The following is a 17,203-nucleotide window of genomic DNA, read 5'->3' as shown; positions in this document are numbered from 1 at the left end:
GGGCAGTAGAAGCAGATATCCATCAGGGCCAGAGAGATCCCTCAACAACAGGCCGGATATATGGGTGCAATGAACTCTTCTCAAAATCGCTATCGAATGTCTTGCAAACCGGATGGGTCCATATATGCACCGACAATAAAGCCGATAAATTCCGCCGTAAAATGCGGTAACCCCACATTGTCCCAAAGATATAACAGCCCAAGATACAAGGCCGCAATCGGGCCAGCCCAAATAAACCGCGCCAAGGTGACACCCGCCACCTTAACCTCTTTACTCAGTTGGCTCTGAAAGGCATTGCGCCACGCCTGCATAAATGCGGCTAATAAGGTAAAGAAAATCCACATGAATTTATATCCATCAAAGAATAGCCTCTTACACTTTGGGCAAAAAGATAAAACAGAGTCATATACTACATGGAAATGCTATAGATTACGCAAAATATGATTGAGATATTTATACTCGTAACATTAACCAGAGATCATAGATAAAACGAGAAAAGATATAACAGCTTTAATTAAATAAATTATGGATTTATATATTGCATAAAAGAACCAATAATCGAAGCTAAAAAGGATGCCCATGTATAGCCTAACACGGCCATTAAAACTGCCACTGATGCAAACTTAGGATTAAAGGCACTTGCTACAACAGGTGCAGAGGCTGCGCCGCCAATGTTGCACTGACTAGCAATTGCAAAATAAAATATTGGCAACCTAAAATACAACGTAAACAATAAAAGAATAACTACATGGATAAAAAACCAAATCAAGCCAACAATAAAATAATAAAAAATAGATTGAAAAGACGTAAATTCAACATTCAACCCGATATTCATAATCATGAAATACAACAAAAAAAATGAGATGAAACGTACTTGTTTAACAAATACGTGTCTGGCATAACTCATTGAAAGCAACAAACCCAAAAGTGTCGATAACAACATAGACCAAAAAAAACTTGAACCGAGGTTATACTGTAACAAAACAGGGAACTTATTAATTAAAATCATCGATATATATTCAGAACATGAGTGACAAAATAAAAAGATAAACAATAAAGATAGAATAAGTAGACTTACCCCAAAAAAACGCTTTCTACGATCTAACGATGGTTTCACGCTTTCTATAAAAGCAGGTGCATTTCTTAAATCTGCATTAATAAATCTATCAATAACAGGTTGTTTTTTAGCGACAAACAGTAATATCGCCATCCAGATACCTGAGAAAAGTACATTAATGGTCACCATAACAGCAAACACTGCATCTCCAACATTATGAATTTCTTTAACAATAAGTTGGTTTGCTGTACCACCTAACCAGTTCGCCATTAACGTAGCCATTCCGCGCCATGTTGCGTTGCTACCATCCCACAAAAGTTGATCGGGGAATAATATGGAGCCTATCCATAAACTTATCGGACCACCGATACAAACACCTATCGCCCCAATTAAAAACATCAATAAGATTTTCCCACCGATAGACTTCAATGTAACAAAGTCTGTGCTCATCACTAACAAAAATAAACTACATGGAATAAAATGTGCTTTAAAGTAATCATCAACACTAGACTCACTAGCATCTATGATACCAAAATAACTGAATACGGCCGGCAGGGTATAACAAACAAACATTACTGGAAATATACTATAGAAACGCCTGATAAACCCAAAAGATAAATGATTAGAATATAAAACGAGTGCAATAAGCAAGATTAAAAATGTAACAATTCCATATTCTGAAGAAATCAATCACATCACCAATACTTACGAGCATTCATTATTTAAAAATTTCATAAAACTATTCGACTGCAATGAAAGTCCATCGGACTCTCGTTGGATTGTCCAATAAGTACGCTTATAATCCCAACCCTCCAAATCAATCAAACATAACTCGCCTCGTTCTAGCTCTTCTTTAATTGCAATATATGGCAAAATACTTAAACCAATACCTGTTCCAATCGCCCGTTTAATCGCACCGATAGTAGACATGCAAATATCACTTCTTACATAAACGTTTAAGCTCTTTAGCAACTGAACTGCGCGAATATGTGATAGCGAGGATTCATGGTCAAAAACCCACAATTGTTCACTTAGTAAATCATTAGAACATTCTTTATTTGCTAGAGGATGAGATTGACCACTGACAATACAAAGATTATCTTGCATCCATTGCTCACAAACTAGATTTTTGCTCGCTGGTTTAGCATCGATAAAACCTAAATCAATTTCTTTTTCAGATACCATCCTCTCAATAATCAAACTATTTTCAATAATCAACTTTATTTTTACATCAGGATATTTATATTTAAACAAAGGAATTTTTCTAGATAGAACATAATTTCCGACAGTTTTGCTACTACCGATGACTAAACATCCCTTAACACCATCTTCTGAGAAGTTAAATAGCTTTTCTAACTCATTTCCTTTACTAAGCATTTCGTTAGCATATGGAAGGATAACCTTCCCATGGGCATTTAATTCCAATCCACCACTAGCCCTCTCAAACAGGCGACATCCTAACGAACTCTCCAACTCTTTTAGAGCCATACTCACCGCAGGAGTTGACATATGCATCATTTTCGCCGCTTTTGAGATCTGTTTCTCAATGCAGATAGCTTTAAAAATCATTAGCTGTCTTAATGTTATACGCATCAACATCCCCAATCTGTTTCAATTGATACAAAATATATGAAAGACACATTTTAAAATATGACTAATCTCTAATTTTAATAAAGCGGCCAACTTGGCCGCTTTCAAGACAGCGTATTAGAAAAGGTATTTTGTTGAAAACATGATTAATGTATCATTAAAATCCTTCTCGTCTTTAGAATCCACATACCTTCCGTCAAAGTAGCTAACAGCCGCTCCAAAGGTTAATTCTTTTGCCAAATTATAATCAACACCAATAGAATATTGACTAGCATCACTCTCCTCAAGTGTTTTTAGATCTGCACCAGCATTTTTGGTAATCTTCCCTAAACCAGCATCATCACTCAAGTATTGAAGTTTAAAATCATATTTTTCAAACGGAATACTCATACTTAATAAATATGAGTTTCCTTTAACATTTTCATAGATAGTTGATTTTGAATGTTGATAAACTGCTCCGATTTTCACTGATGAAATAGAAGCACCAGCAACAACTCTTGTTGCATCTAATGAATTTAAGCCATCTGCATAGGCAACTGAAAAATATGCATTACCCTTTTTGAAGGTTGGATCCCCATACACTAGGCTCAAAGCATAATTGTTTTGATTATCAGATAATGTTGGATTTTTTTGGTTAAAATCATCTTTAAATGCATATGTAACCCCGACAGAAACACCAGAAAATCTAGCACTATTGATAGTGACTAAATCTCCAAGCCTATCGTTACCTGCAATAATCATATTCATATCGCTTGATGTTATATTGAATAAATCGACTTTCCCCTCCGAAGTTTTGAATACTGTATCATTTCTCCCAAAAACAATACTGCCGTACTTAACTTTAAATCCTAAGTATGAGTTCCTCGGTTTAAAAATATTTGAGTCATCATTATCAAAGCTTTCAATGCCAGCCTCAAATTTATATATTAAACTAAAATCATCATATACTTCATAATCCCCCTTCAAGCCAACGTATGAAGCATAATTTTCAAGTGAAAAACCATCAACTTTTTCATTTCCAGAAATCCCATGATTAGAATTTGCTACGCCTAACCATAATCTACCATAAAAATCTAATGGTTCAGATAATACTTGAGTAGAACAAAATAACATAACAACAGGTATAAAATATTTAGTGTTTTTCATAAATCTCATCCTTTAACATAAAACCCTACACATGATAATTCCATGTTAAATTCCCCATTTGAATTTAAGTCACACCTCCAATATAAATCCTGCTATTTAATAAAAATTTAACCCTGTTTAAATATAACTTAATAGATACAGATTATTGCGCAGCATCACTATTTACCTATAAATAAAAAATTACTATACGTCCGTATCATCTCAATAAAACTATAATTGGAGAATTATATGAAGTTAACAGTTTTGAGTTTTGTCTTGTGCTCAATATTTTCAACTACATCTTGGGCTGCAAATGACAAAAATGATTTAGCTTCTTTTCATAAAGAAATGGGTGGATGTAAGAGTTGTCATACTCAACCTGGTAAAGTGTCCGACAGTGAAACCCATGAGAATCAACAATGTAAGTCATGTCATGGTGACTACAGTGCTTTAGCGAATCCCAAGCTTAAGATAGATCCGCATGCATCCCACTTAGGTGATATTAACTGCACAAGCTGTCATAAAGGCCATGAAAAACCCAAGCTATATTGTAATGAATGCCACTCATTTAAAGGGCTTGAAATGCCTTTTAATGATGCAAAATCAAAAGAAGTATGGGATAAGGGTTGGGATAACGAAGCTATCAACAAAGCCATTGCAGCGGGTCCAAAAGAAACAACCGATGTCATTGTTGTAGGAGCGGGTAGTGCTGGCTTTAATGCCGCAATTGCAGCTAAAAAAGCAGGCGCGCGAGTAATTTTACTCGAAAAAGCACCATTTAGTGGTGGTAACTCTATGCTTGCTGCAGGTGGTTACAATGCCGTAGGAACCGAACAGCAAAAAGCACATAAAGTGGATGATAAAATCGAATGGTTTGTTGAAGACACTATGAAGGGTGGACGTAACGCTAACGATCCAAAATTGGTGCAAATTTTAGCTGAGCAATCTGCAGATGGCATTAAATGGCTCGAATCTTTAGGTGCAAACATGGACGACTTAAAACGTTCTGGAGGCGCACGAGTTGACCGTACACATAGACCATCTGGTGGCTTGAGTGTTGGTCCTCATATTATCGATGTATTGAGAAAAGCATCTATAAACGAAGGTGTTGATACTCGATTAAACTCTAAAGTGGTTAAACTTGTCGTTGATGAAGACCAAAAAATTGTCGGCGTAGTTGTTCATGGCAAACATTCTGGTCATTATATGGTCGCCGCCAAATCCGTTGTTTTAGCGACGGGCGGATATGGCTTTAATAAAGAAATGATCGCATTTTATCGTCCTACATTTAAAGGAATGACCAGTTCAAACAATATTACTTCTACTGGCGATGGTATCGAGCTAGCGAAAGCGGTTGGTGCAAGTATGACCGATATTGACTGGATACAAGCGCATCCTACAGTCGGCAAAGACAGCCGCATTTTAATCTCGGAAACCGTTCGAGGTGTCGGTGCTATTATGGTCAATAAAGATGGTAATCGTTTTATCAGTGAATTAACTACCCGTGATAAAGCATCCGATGCCATTCTAAAACAACCTGAACAATATGCTTGGTTAGTCTTTGATAATGAGCTTTATAAAAAGGCTAAAATGGTTCAAGGCTATGACCATTTAGATATGCTGGAAAAAGCAAATACGGTTTCTGAACTTGCTAAAATTACGGGCATGAAAGAAAGCGCGTTAGAAAAAACGGTTTCGAACTACAATCGTTATTTTAAACAAGGTAAAGATGAGGAGTTTGCTCGCGAACAAATGCCATTACCATTAGTAAATGCTCCTTTTTATGCAGTAAAAGTAGCTCCTGGTATTCACCACACTATGGGTGGTGTTGCAATCGATACAAAGGCTGAGGTACTAGATATCCAAAGTAAACCGTTAAAAGGTTTATTTGCAGCTGGCGAAGTAACTGGTGGTGTACACGGTTATAATCGTTTAGGTGGTAATGCCGTTGCTGACACCGTAATTTTTGGCAAAATTGCAGGTACCAATGCGGCAAAACATGCGTTAGAGGCTAAGTAACTCAAGCTAAGAGAGGCGCAGGAATCGCCTCTCTTCACATCTCATCACAAGCTTTATTCATCATAAACTTTGGCAATCAATTTATTGCCTGATTTCAAAAGCTCCCCCGCTTTTTTGAGAGGTTAATTTAACCTCTCTTTTTTACTTGCTGGTATCAATCGGGTCGAAAGATTTCACCAAATCATCAATCGCCTTCATCTGCTTCAGGTAGTTTTCTAACTGGTGCAGTGGTAAGGCACATGGACCATCACACTTAGCGTTATCTGGATCTGGGTGAGCCTCAATAAACAGACCCGCTAAGCCTAACGCCATGCCACTACGGGCTAATTCAGTCGCTTGAGCACGACGGCCGCCCGCCGAATCGGCACGACCACCTGGACGTTGTAATGCGTGGGTGGCATCGAAAATCACCGGATAACCGGATTGCTTCATCTCATCCATACCCAGCATATCAACGACTAAGTTGTTGTAACCGAAGCATGAACCACGTTCACACAGGATAATCTCATCGTTACCCGCTTCGTTGAACTTAGTGATGATATGGCGCATTTCATGGGGCGCTAAAAACTGTGGCTTTTTCACGTTGATGATAGCGCCCGTTTTCGCCATGGCGACAACGAGGTCAGTCTGGCGCGCTAAGAAAGCAGGGAGCTGAATAATATCAACCACTTCAGCGACAGGCGCACATTGGTAAGTCTCATGCACATCGGTAATCAATGGCAGATTGAAAGTCTTTTTGATTTCTTCAAAAATCTTTAAGCCTTCTTCCATGCCAGGACCACGGTAAGAGTTAACAGAAGAGCGGTTTGCCTTGTCGAACGACGCCTTGAAAACATAGGGAATACCCAGTTTTTGCGTCACTTCAGCATAGGTTTCAGCAATCGACATAGCGAGATCGCGAGACTCAAGCACGTTCATGCCACCAAACAACACGAAAGGTTTATCGTTAGCGATCTCGATTGAACCTAGGTTTATGATTTTATTACTCATCGCAACTTCTCTCTAAAATGCTGGAACCTTACCAGCGCTGAACAGGAGCTAAGGCTACTATACCGCGACGGCTTGCAGTAACTGACCGCAGAGCCACGCCATATAAGTGCCTAGCGCATAACCAAATACGGCTAACAATACCCCAACAGGGGCTAAAGCTGGGTGGAACGCCGCCGCCACAACAGGCGCCGATGCCGCCCCACCTACGTTTGCCTGACTGCCCACTGCCATATAAAACAAAGGAGCCTTAATTAACTTAGCAATCAATAACATAAAGCCAGCGTGCACTATCATCCAAATAATACCCACTAAAAAATATAGCGGCGTATCAAGGACCTTGCTTACATCCATATGCAAACCAATGGTCGCCACCAAAATATACAAGAATGCCGACGCTACCTTAGAAGCCCCCGCCGCCTCTAAATGGCGCATAGGGCTAAAGGACATGGCTAAACCTATGGTGGTCACAATCACCACTAACCAGAAGAACTTAGAGGTTAAGCTGTAATCCTCAGTCCAAGGATAGTTGGCCTCAAAATAAGGGCCGAGGAAATCGGCGGCAATATGGGCCACGCCCGTAATCCCAAAACCGACGGCCACAATCAGCATCAAATCACGCAAGCTAGGAATGCGCGCATTTTCAGCATGATACTGCTCAACCTTGTTCTTTAAGGTCTCAATTGCTGTGGTATCTGCACCTGTCTTGGCATCGATTTCCTTGGCTTTTGACGCCATAAACAACAATACTGCCATCCAAATATTGGCCACAATCACATCGACTGTCACCATCACGGAGAAGATATTGCCGCCCACCTCATAAATTTCTTTCATCGCGGCTTGGTTAGCACCGCCGCCAATCCAGCTCCCCGCGAGGGTCGTCATACCGCGCCACACCGCATCAGGACTATCGACACCAATCAATGAGGGTTCGATAAAGGACACCACGAGCAGTGCAATCGGCCCGCCAATCACAATGCCGACTGTCCCAGTTAAAAACATGATCACCGCCTTAGGCCCCAGTCCTAAGATGGCTTTTAAATCCACACTTAAAATCAGTAGCACCAAACAGGCGGGTAATAGATAACGCGAGGCCACATAGTAAAGCTGCGATGTGCCACCATCGATCACCCCAAAGGTATTCAACAACGATGGCAAGAAATAGCAGAGTAATAACGCGGGGATAAAACGGTAAAACTTTTGCCAAAATGGATGGCTACTACTACTGGTATAAAACACAAATCCCAGAATCGTTGCCAATATTCCCAGCGCCACCGCGTCATTGGTGACTAATGCCGTGCTTGCCATGTGTATTCTCCCTGTTTGGTACAGTTGTTATTGTATTTATGCTAAAAACTGCCGTTTGCAGTTAGTGGGCAAACTTCCCATTCGCCCGATTTATTGTTGTTTTTTAGAAAAACAAGGAGAGCCTGCTAGGCTCTCTTTTAAGATTTAGTGATAGATTTCAGCGTGTTCACTGAGCTCTTTGAGCTGCATTTTGACGATTTCGATAACAGGATCATGCGGGCTGTTATCGACAAAGTGTTGCAGATCGGCCGCAGCGACATTGATACACCCCAGTTGCTGGGCGATAAAGGCGCGCTCCCGATTTAGGTGCACATCATCTGGATGCCACTGTAGCAGTAAGTTGCAACATTCCATCGCCGCCTCAAATTGATGCGACACGATACACCCCGCCTTAAGCTCATGCAGCATGCGTGAAATCAGCTTCTTCACCGACGCAGCCTTTAAGTAGCTTGGCTTAAGTTCAGCCGCGTTACCCAGCTCACCGCGCACTAACACATGGAGTTGGTGTTTCGTTAGCTCTTTGCCCGTCAGTGGGTCGTGATAACGCACAACACCAGCAACATGACTGCGAAGCACGGTATTACCCGGTAAGAGTAAGGCTTCGAGCTCTAAATCGAGCTGCTTGGCCAGTAGCATCAAAACCGTCGCCAGTGTGGTGCTATTGCCCTGTTTAGTGATAAGGCAAGTGCCTAAGTCCGCCGCTTCGGTACTGAAGTAATTGTCGCGGACACAAAAACCCAAGTCCTGATAAAACCAATGCAGCAACGCATTTAAGCGTTGCTGTTGATCCACCAGGTAATGACTTAATACGGCTCCCGCCAATTCAAACCAAGCCCATTTCGCCGCTTCGAGGTTTGAAAATCCAAGGTGAGCACCTACATCCAATGCCGACTCGGGCAAAGAAATGCCATCTTGCAGATTGTATTTACCCATTAACCCAATAATACCGCTTGTTTAAAATGCGCCAATTTTGCGGCGTAAACTAACCAACCTAATGCACCTAAAAAGGCAAAAACTTTGAACAATTTGTTTCTGTTCGCTTTTATCGCAATCACGCCCAAGGCAATATACGCGAGCACGGCGCCAATCTTTTCGGTCAACCAAGGGTCCACAAAGGGATATTGCTTGATCATAAAGCACAGGGTTAAGCCCGACAGCAGTAAAAAAGTGTCGATAACATGGGGCGCGATTTTGAATACTTTCTTGCCCATCAGTGCTGACTGACGTAAATGCAACACAAAACGAACGACAAAAAACAGCACACTCACGGCAATTAAGGTTAAATGCAGGTGCTTAACAGCAGGATAAAGACTGTAAAAAGTTTCCATTGTGATACTTATGGCCAGTGACAAAGGCGCTAGTTTACCCTAATCATAACGCCAGACCAATGCCTAACGCGCGAGATTCACTGACGAAACCCCGTCCCTCAGTTTGCAGGAAACCACAATGAATTTAATGATAATTGACGATGAGTCCGCCGAATTTGCCGATGCAGTAAAGCAAAAAATCGTCGAATTTAATCAGCTGCACTGGCAAACACTGAAACGCCAAAACCTAGGATTAAAATTACAGGATGAGGATGGCAGCTTGCTCGCGGGCTTAAGCGGCAAAACCTTTGGTAATTGGCTATTGATTGACTACCTTTGGGTCGATGCCGCATTACGCCAGCAAAACATCGGCTCACGCTTATTACTCGAGGCCGAAACCAAGGCCAAACAACGCGGCTGCCAATTTGTCCTGCTCGATACCTTAGATTTTCAAGCTAAACCTTTCTATGAGCGCCACGGATATCGCGTGCAATGGGTACAACAAGCCTATCCCGAAACCGGCAGTAAATTTTTTATGGTCAAAGTGCTCTAAAAATAATTGATCATCCAGAGATAGTGAAAAAATTAGTTTTATCTAAAGAGCTCACGAAAGGACACAGCCTACTATATTTAAGTTGCACAACTAATTAATGACATAAAGATAAAGCGCCCAAATCGATATTTTAGACTTAGGCAACGTTTGAGCTATTCAGGATAACCCCCCCTTCAGAAACGACCAATACATCAACATTCGACAAATTTATCGATACAACGTTCGCAATAAAAGCAAACAAAAAAATTACAATACCTGTACAGATGTGGTACTTTTCGAGAGCAAAAATCTTACAGGGAGTATGATGGGAATGTTAGGAAATAAAACAAAATTATCGTTGGTTATATTAGCCTTATTAACTTCACCAGCAGCATTGAGCGCAGATGAAAAGCATGGTTTTTCCGCAGCGATTGGTGGTGGCTCAGTTGCTACATATGGCGGTATGACATTATATGATTTTACTTATCGTTACCAATTTACCCCTGATTGGGGAGCTGAAATTGGTTATTCACTTTTTCAAAGTGAATTGTGGACCGCTGTGATAAATGGTGTTGCAGAGCAATATACTTTAGATAACTCTTATGCTACTCGGCTTGCGGCGACTTATACCTACCAGGTTAGTCCCCGTCATAGTATTATTTTTAAGGCCGGTTTAGGCCAAGCAGAAGCCAACTATGAGCGCCATGATTATGATCATGATAATGACCAACTTGTACTATTAGATGAATATTCTGATGATGGTTATGGTATTTACACTGCCATAGGTTGGCGCTGCCGCTTCTTTAGTGGTTTTGAAATCTTAAGCTCAGTTGCGTATCAAAACTCAGGCCCATTTGAAATGACTAATATTACATTTGGTTTCGGTTACAGCTTCTAACACTATTTGTATCTACCTTATCCATCAATAAACACGGATATTTTGTTACTTCGCAATGTTTGAAATTTACTTTAAAAGCAAACCAAATATCTCCATCCAAATGTGCTTTAAAATAAATTAAGTGTTCCTCTTCAGAACACGCTTAAATAACAACGCCATTGATAAATAAGCAATGGCGTTGTTTAGTGCTTGGCAGGACTGGATTAAATTTTAAATGCCAATCAAACCCATCCACTTACCCATAGTACATCTGTCGTTGCTGCCAAAATCCCGCACGGTTGCGACATTTTGATAACCCAACTCTGTCAGTTTTGCCCTGAGCTTTACCGCCTGCTCAAAACCATGCTCGAGCAGAATGTAGCCGTTGGGTTTTAAATAATCCCGAGCAGTTTTTGCGATGTAGTAAAGATCGGCAAAGCCCTCATCGGCGGCGGTGAGCGCACTTTGTGGTTCGAAACGCACATCACCTTGATGTAAATGCTCATCTGCCTCATCGATGTAAGGCGGATTTGAGACAATTAAATCAAAGTCATGGGCCTTGATAGCGCTAAACCAGTCACTTTGGAGGATCTCTACCTGCTCAAGCTTAAGGTTAGTCCGGTTCGCCTTGGCCAATGCCACCGCATCTTCCACTTTATCGACGGCAGTGATTTGCCAAGTCGCCCGCTCAGAAGCCAGCGCCAGCGCAATTGCACCGGTTCCAGTCCCTAAATCGAGCACCTTAGCATTGCTCTCAAGGGGCAAGTTTAAGGCAGTTTCGACTAAGATTTCGGTATCAGGGCGGGGAATTAACGTGGTGTCATTCACGATAAACGGCAGTGACCAAAACTCACGCTCACCCACAATATGCGCAACGGGTACGCCCTGCTGGCGACGTTGCACCATTTGCTGGAAACGTTTCCACTGCTCCACCGTCAAGGCTTTTTCGGGCCAAGTATAGAGAAATGCACGGTTTTTGTTGAGGCAATACAGCAGGAAAACCTCTGCATCCAGATGGGCGGATTCAGAGGTAGGCGCTAACTGAACGTAGGCCCATTGCAGGGCCTCGGCGATACTCGATTGATCAGCCAAAATTACCCCTGCTCATCAGCCAGAGCGGCTAATAGGTCGGCCTGATGCTCTTGCATCAGCGGTCCTAAAATCGCATCTAAGTCGCCTTCCATCACTTCGTTTAGGCGATATAAGGTTAAGTTGATACGGTGTTCACTCACGCGGCCTTGCGGGAAGTTATAGGTACGTACACGCTCGGAGCGATCACCACTGGCCACCAGACTACGGCGAGTCGACTCTTCGGCGCTGCGGCGCTTTTCGTCTTCAACAGCTTGGATACGTGCCGCTAACACGCTCATCGCTTGGGCGCGGTTTTTATGCTGCGAACGTTGGTCCTGACATTCCACCACAATCCCGGTGGGAATGTGGGTAATACGAATAGCAGAATCGGTCTTGTTAACGTGCTGACCACCGGCGCCCGATGAACGGAAGGTATCGACCTTCAGATCGGCTGGGTTGATTGAAATCGCTTCTGCTTCAGGCACTTCGTGCATGACTACTACAGTGACGGCTGAGGTGTGTACACGGCCCTGAGATTCAGTTTCAGGCACACGTTGAACACGGTGACCGCCGGATTCAAACTTGAGTTTACCGTAGGCACCTTCACCACTGACTTTAACGATGATTTCTTTAAAACCGCCGTGCTCGCCTTCGTTCGAGCTCATGATCTCGAGCTGCCAACGGTTGGCTTCGGCATAACGGCTATACATACGGAACAGATCACCCGCGAAGATTGCGGCTTCGTCGCCACCCGCACCGGCACGAATTTCGATAAAGGCGTTGGTGTCGTCGTTAGGATCTTTTGGTAATAACAGAATTTGCAGCTCGGCTTCGAGACGCTCGAGTTCAGCTTTAGCAGCCTTGATTTCTTCCTGCGCCATTTCGCGCATTTCAGCATCATCTTCTTCCAGCATTTCCTTGGCAGACTCGAGATCTGCCTGTGCTTGCTGGTAAGCTTTAAAGCCTGCAACCACTTCTTCTAACTGAGAATATTCTTTGGATAACGCGCGAAAACGATCCTGATCGGCGATAACGGACGCATCACCAAGCAAGGCTAAGACTTCTTCATTGCGCTCGAGCAAGCCTTCCAGCTTGCGGATAACGGATTCCTTCATTTAACTCGCTAACCTTAGTTTTTATCTAATCCGAGCGCTGTTCTTAACTGACCTAAGGTATTCAAATCACCCTGACGACTCGCCACTGTGAGGGCTTGGGTTGGTGCGTGAATGAGTCTATTCGTCAGGCGATTGGCTAGTTCAATCAATACCTGCTCAGTGTCGCCCCCCTGCGCTAATTTATTCAGGGCGCGTTCCACTAACTCATCCTTTATCGCCATGCTTTGGCTGCGATACTCGCGAATACTGTCGACCGACTCTAAAGAACGCACCCAATCCATAAAGAGGTAGGATTGTTCTTCAGTAATTAATTCAGCTTGCTCGGCGGCCTCCTTACGGGAAGCCTTATTCTGTTCAATAATGCTATGCAGGTCGTCCACTGTATACAGAAACGCATCGTCCAAATCGGCGACTTCCGGCTCAATATCCCGGGGAACTGCTATATCAACCAATAACATAGGTTGATGGCGACGCTGCTTTAGCGCTTTTTCTACCATGCCTTTACCAAGGATTGGTAGCGGGCTGGCGGTAGAGGATATCACGATATCGGCTTTAGGGAGAAAATCTGGTATCTGTGCCAGCGTAATTGCCGTGGCATTAAACTCTTCACACATGCTTTGGGCACGTTCGAGAGTACGGTTTGCCACGACCATAGAAGCAACACCGTTATCCTTAAGATGTTTAGCCACCAGCTCAATGGTTTCACCGGCGCCAATTAACAGCACCTTAGTGGTCGACAGCGAAGAGAAGATATGTTTTGCCATGCTCACGGCGGCAAAGGCCACAGAGACAGCCGCGGCACCGATTTCGGTTTCAGTGCGCACTTTTTTCGCCACGGAGAAAGTATTTTGGAACATGCGGTCAATGGTCAGCGCAACGGTACCCGCTTCTTTGGCTTTGACAAAAGCCTGCTTAACCTGCCCCAGAATTTGCGGCTCACCCAAGATCAGCGAGTCAAGACCGGAAGCTACGCGCATTAAATGCCTCACCGCCGCTTGACCGTGGTAATTGTAAAGGCAGGGGGCAACATCTTTATGATCCAGGCCATGATATTCTTCTAGCCATTCAATGATGTCGGCCTCATCGCCATTGTTACAATACAATTCGGTGCGATTGCAGGTCGAGACGATAACGGCTTCACCCGAGCGTGTACGACTGGCCAGACTCTTCATGGCATCATGAATTTTGTCCGGAGAGAAGGCGACTTTCTCACGCAGGTCTACCGTGGCTGTTTTATGGTTAATACCGATTGCTACAAGGCTCATCTGACTCTTTTCTAGATTCTTGGCGTCTCTCTTAATAAGGGCATTCTACTGAATTGGCCCAACTAAAAACAGAATACGCTTAACAAAACCGAATAAAGGTCTAACTTCTTACCTAAATTTTCTATCAAGGATAGACAAATGCGGCTTAACACGACTGAAGTTATCCCAACTGACCGCCAATGGAAATTTTACGATTGGCATTGGTATTCTTTACAAGCCCTCGTATCATAAGGACTTTGGTATATCAGTTATAGATGAATAATTTGAAGCGCTTCACAAAATCCATTTTCTCTTGTATCGCCTTGAGCGGCCTATTGTTTTTAGGCGGCTGCGAGACCCTGCCGCCAACGACAGATCTCAGCCCTATAACCGTCGACAATGCTGCGCAAGCCAAGGCGTGGGAATTACAGGGGAAACTCGCTATCCGCACGCCGCAGGATAAGCTCAGTGCCAATCTCTATTGGCGCCACAGTGAGGAGCGAGATGAGCTCACCCTCACCACTATGCTCGGCACCACAGTGTTGACCTTGGATGCGACACCTAACTCTGCTCATCTGCATATCGATGGCAAAGATTTTCGCGATAGCAACGCCCAAGCATTGTTAGAACGAGTCAGCGGCTGGTCTATCCCGATTAACGATTTACCCTTATGGATCACAGGTCAAGTCGGTGGTTTAGATCGCGTTATCGCCGTAGATAGCAATGGCAAAACCAAACAAATTCAAAACTCGCAAACCTTGCCGCCTTGGTTAGTCACATTTTTGAGTTGGCAGCCCCAAAGCGGTGCCGAAGTACCCTATCAGTTAAAGCTTGAACGCGGTGATTTACAGCTCAAGCTGCAACTTAATCAATGGCAAGCCTTAGGTAAACCCTCAATATTGCTCGGAGAAAAACCTTAGCATGTCGAATGAGATTTCACGCAATTGGCCCGCACCCGCCAAATTAAATCTGTTTTTGCATATCAACGGACGCCGCGCCGACGGTTACCATGAGCTGCAAACCCTGTTTCAGTTTATCGATTGTTGCGATCTGCTCGATTTTCGGGTGACACAAACACCTGAGCTGATATTGCACTCGGACATGTCAGCCGTTGTCGCGGATAGCGATAACTTAATTCTGCGAGCCGCAAAATCATTACAACAGGCGACAGGTTATCCTGGCGGTGCCGAAATCTGGCTCGAAAAACGTTTGCCTATGGGTGGCGGTTTAGGCGGCGGCTCCTCGGATGCTGCCACCACGCTCGTGGCGTTAAATCAATTGTGGGATACCCAATTATCTAACGATGAATTGGCGACGATTGGATTAAAACTCGGTGCCGATATCCCTGTTTTTATTCGCGGTTTCGCGGCATTTGCCGAAGGCGTTGGCGAACGTTTACAGGAGGTGACGCCCACTGAGTTTTGGTATTTAGTGATAGCGCCCGATGCCCATGTTTCCACTGCGGCGGTGTTCCAAGATCCCCTTCTGCCGCGCAATACACCAAAGCTTGGCATCGACACGTTAATGAGCCAACCTTGGGCAAATGATTGCCAAGATCTGGTCGTGTCCAAATACCCTCAAGTTGCCAAGGCCTTAGGCTGGCTGCTAGAATATGCGCCGTCGAGAATGACCGGAACGGGCGCATGCGTGTTTGGGGAGTTTTCTTCGCAGCAGCAAGCTCTCGCAGCCTTGGCGAAATTACCGTCTGATATGCAAGGATTTGTTGCAAAAGGGATGAATATTTCGCCGCTGATAGTGCGACTCAATCATCCATAAACTACTTTCTTCTAGAGCAACTTTTTACGATAGCCCACGGGTTCCGCTCCCGTCCCCGCATCGTCGTTGCTCTAGCCACTAAAATATAAAGCAAACGCCTGAGGTTCATACAGTGCCCGACATCAAGCTCTTTGCTGGGAACGCCACCCCCAGTCTCGCTAAGAAGATAGCCGATCGTCTATTTTGTAAACTCGGAGACGCAGTGGTTGGTCGTTTCAGCGATGGTGAAATCAGTGTCCAAATTAACGAAAATGTACGTGGTGCCGATGTGTTTATCATCCAATCCACCTGCGCCCCAACCAACGATAACCTAATGGAACTTATCGTTATGGTTGACGCGCTACGCCGTGCATCTGCCGGTCGTATCACTGCCGTTATTCCTTACTTTGGTTATGCTCGTCAAGACCGTCGCGTACGTAGCGCACGTGTACCTATTACTGCGAAAGTTGTTGCTGACTTCCTGTCAAGCGTCGGTGTTGACCGCGTTCTGACCTGTGATTTACACGCAGAGCAAATTCAAGGCTTCTTCGACGTACCAGTAGACAACGTGTTCGGTAGCCCTGTGCTGCTCGAAGACATGCTGGCGAAAAAATTAGATAACCCAGTGGTTGTTTCTCCAGATATCGGTGGTGTTGTTCGCGCTCGTGCAGTGGCAAAACTATTAGATGATTCAGATCTGGCCATTATCGACAAGCGTCGTCCACAGGCAAACGTTGCGCAAGTGATGCACATCATTGGTGACGTTCAAGGCCGTGACTGCATTATCGTTGACGATATGATCGACACAGGCGGCACTCTGTGTAAAGCGGCTGAAGCCTTAAAAGAACACGGTGCAAACCGCGTATTTGCTTACGCGACTCACCCAGTATTCTCTGGCAAAGCGGCTGAAAATATCGAAAACTCAGTGATCGATGAAGTGATCGTGACCGATACCGTACCTTTAAGCCCTGAAATGCTTAAAGTAGCTAAAGTGACTCAACTGACGATGTCGGCCGTATTGGCAGAAGCCATTCGCCGCGTCAGCAACGAAGAGTCTATCTCTGCAATGTTCAGCCACTAATCTCGGCGCTTTGCATAAAAAAACGCACCTTAGGGTGCGTTTTTTGTTTGTGGGTTTATCGCAGTTTTCATTTAGAGCCATTCGCGTGAATTAGCCCGCTCAAGCAACCTAAGACATACCTCTGCGCTTAACTTC

16 protein-coding genes and 1 pseudogene are annotated in these 17,203 nt (G+C 43.8%); 6 read left to right on the top strand and 11 right to left on the bottom strand.

Annotated elements, in window-relative coordinates:
- Positions 1-125: 125 nt before the first annotated feature.
- From CBX96_RS20660 to CBX96_RS20645, 4 genes and pseudogenes are all read right to left on the bottom strand, one after another.
- Positions 126-344 (bottom strand): annotated as a pseudogene (locus CBX96_RS20660) (multidrug transporter); the annotation flags it as partial.
- A gap of 179 nt (positions 345-523) precedes the next feature.
- Entirely contained in the window at positions 524-1,747 is a 1,224-nt protein-coding gene (locus CBX96_RS20655) for a DUF819 domain-containing protein (RefSeq protein ID WP_109287936.1), read from the bottom strand.
- A gap of 15 nt (positions 1,748-1,762) precedes the next feature.
- Positions 1,763-2,650 carry a LysR family transcriptional regulator gene (locus CBX96_RS20650; protein ID WP_109287935.1) on the bottom strand — a complete coding sequence of 296 codons (888 nt, stop codon included), beginning with the start codon at positions 2,648-2,650 and terminating at the stop codon, positions 1,763-1,765.
- 114 nt (positions 2,651-2,764) lie between these two features.
- Positions 2,765-3,793 carry a porin gene (locus CBX96_RS20645; RefSeq protein ID WP_109287934.1) on the bottom strand — a complete coding sequence of 343 codons (1,029 nt, stop codon included), beginning with the start codon at positions 3,791-3,793 and terminating at the stop codon, positions 2,765-2,767.
- Between the two features lie 228 nt (positions 3,794-4,021).
- Between CBX96_RS20645 and CBX96_RS20640 the strand changes: the two genes are divergently transcribed.
- Complete coding sequence (locus CBX96_RS20640; RefSeq protein WP_109287933.1) at positions 4,022-5,791, top strand: flavocytochrome c; 1,770 nt, start codon at positions 4,022-4,024, stop codon at positions 5,789-5,791.
- 141 nt (positions 5,792-5,932) lie between these two features.
- On the opposite strand, the gene kdsA is transcribed toward CBX96_RS20640, so the two are convergent.
- From kdsA to CBX96_RS20620, 4 genes are all read right to left on the bottom strand, one after another.
- Entirely contained in the window at positions 5,933-6,781 is an 849-nt protein-coding gene (gene kdsA / locus CBX96_RS20635; protein ID WP_011625269.1) for a 3-deoxy-8-phosphooctulonate synthase, read from the bottom strand.
- A gap of 57 nt (positions 6,782-6,838) precedes the next feature.
- Positions 6,839-8,086 carry a DUF819 domain-containing protein gene (locus tag CBX96_RS20630; protein WP_011623906.1) on the bottom strand — a complete coding sequence of 416 codons (1,248 nt, stop codon included), beginning with the start codon at positions 8,084-8,086 and terminating at the stop codon, positions 6,839-6,841.
- A 144-nt stretch (positions 8,087-8,230) separates the two neighbouring features.
- Positions 8,231-9,019 (bottom strand): tetratricopeptide repeat protein, encoded by a 789-nt coding sequence (locus tag CBX96_RS20625; RefSeq protein ID WP_086902029.1) that lies wholly within the window; start codon positions 9,017-9,019, stop codon positions 8,231-8,233.
- Positions 9,019-9,414, bottom strand: a complete 396-nt coding sequence (locus CBX96_RS20620) for a SirB2 family protein (RefSeq protein ID WP_011623908.1) — start codon at positions 9,412-9,414, stop codon at positions 9,019-9,021. The genes CBX96_RS20625 and CBX96_RS20620 overlap by 1 nt, the downstream gene beginning before the upstream one ends.
- A gap of 118 nt (positions 9,415-9,532) precedes the next feature.
- Here CBX96_RS20620 and CBX96_RS20615 point away from each other — a divergent pair, with 118 nt between their 5' ends.
- Both CBX96_RS20615 and CBX96_RS20610 read left to right on the top strand, forming a co-directional pair.
- The gene (locus tag CBX96_RS20615) at positions 9,533-9,946 is read left to right on the top strand and encodes a GNAT family N-acetyltransferase (protein WP_011623909.1); all 414 of its coding nucleotides are present in this window, start codon (positions 9,533-9,535) and stop codon (positions 9,944-9,946) included.
- A 310-nt stretch (positions 9,947-10,256) separates the two neighbouring features.
- Positions 10,257-10,823 carry an outer membrane beta-barrel protein gene (locus CBX96_RS20610; protein WP_109287932.1) on the top strand — a complete coding sequence of 189 codons (567 nt, stop codon included), beginning with the start codon at positions 10,257-10,259 and terminating at the stop codon, positions 10,821-10,823.
- A 210-nt stretch (positions 10,824-11,033) separates the two neighbouring features.
- On the opposite strand, the gene prmC is transcribed toward CBX96_RS20610, so the two are convergent.
- The 3 genes from prmC to hemA are packed head-to-tail and all read right to left on the bottom strand — an operon-like array spanning position 11,034 to position 14,253.
- Complete coding sequence (gene prmC, locus CBX96_RS20605) at positions 11,034-11,894, bottom strand: peptide chain release factor N(5)-glutamine methyltransferase (RefSeq protein ID WP_109287931.1); 861 nt, start codon at positions 11,892-11,894, stop codon at positions 11,034-11,036.
- A gap of 2 nt (positions 11,895-11,896) precedes the next feature.
- Positions 11,897-12,988: a peptide chain release factor 1 gene (prfA, locus tag CBX96_RS20600; RefSeq protein WP_109287930.1), complete on the bottom strand. Its 1,092-nt coding sequence runs from the start codon at positions 12,986-12,988 to the stop codon at positions 11,897-11,899.
- Positions 12,989-13,002: 14 nt separating this feature from the next.
- Positions 13,003-14,253, bottom strand: coding sequence for a glutamyl-tRNA reductase (gene hemA / locus CBX96_RS20595; RefSeq protein WP_109287929.1), 1,251 nt, complete (start codon positions 14,251-14,253; stop codon positions 13,003-13,005).
- 254 nt (positions 14,254-14,507) lie between these two features.
- Here hemA and lolB point away from each other — a divergent pair, with 254 nt between their 5' ends.
- The 3 genes from lolB (at position 14,508) to CBX96_RS20580 (ending at position 17,068) form a co-directional block, all read left to right on the top strand.
- Positions 14,508-15,152: a lipoprotein insertase outer membrane protein LolB gene (gene lolB / locus CBX96_RS20590; protein ID WP_109287928.1), complete on the top strand. Its 645-nt coding sequence runs from the start codon at positions 14,508-14,510 to the stop codon at positions 15,150-15,152.
- 1 nt (position 15,153) lies between these two features.
- Entirely contained in the window at positions 15,154-16,008 is an 855-nt protein-coding gene (gene ispE, locus CBX96_RS20585) for a 4-(cytidine 5'-diphospho)-2-C-methyl-D-erythritol kinase (RefSeq protein WP_109287927.1), read from the top strand.
- A gap of 112 nt (positions 16,009-16,120) precedes the next feature.
- A complete protein-coding gene (locus tag CBX96_RS20580) occupies positions 16,121-17,068 on the top strand; it encodes a ribose-phosphate pyrophosphokinase (RefSeq protein ID WP_011623915.1) in 948 nt (315 codons plus the stop codon).
- The last annotated feature ends 135 nt before the right edge of the window (positions 17,069-17,203 follow it).

The sequence above is a fragment of the Shewanella sp. BC20 genome, assembly GCF_003129585.1.
In the GTDB taxonomy this organism is placed as follows: Bacteria; Pseudomonadota; Gammaproteobacteria; order Enterobacterales; family Shewanellaceae; genus Shewanella; species Shewanella seohaensis.
The sequence above is the reverse complement of the archived record's forward strand: the minus strand, read 5'-3'. Positions and strand labels throughout refer to the sequence as shown.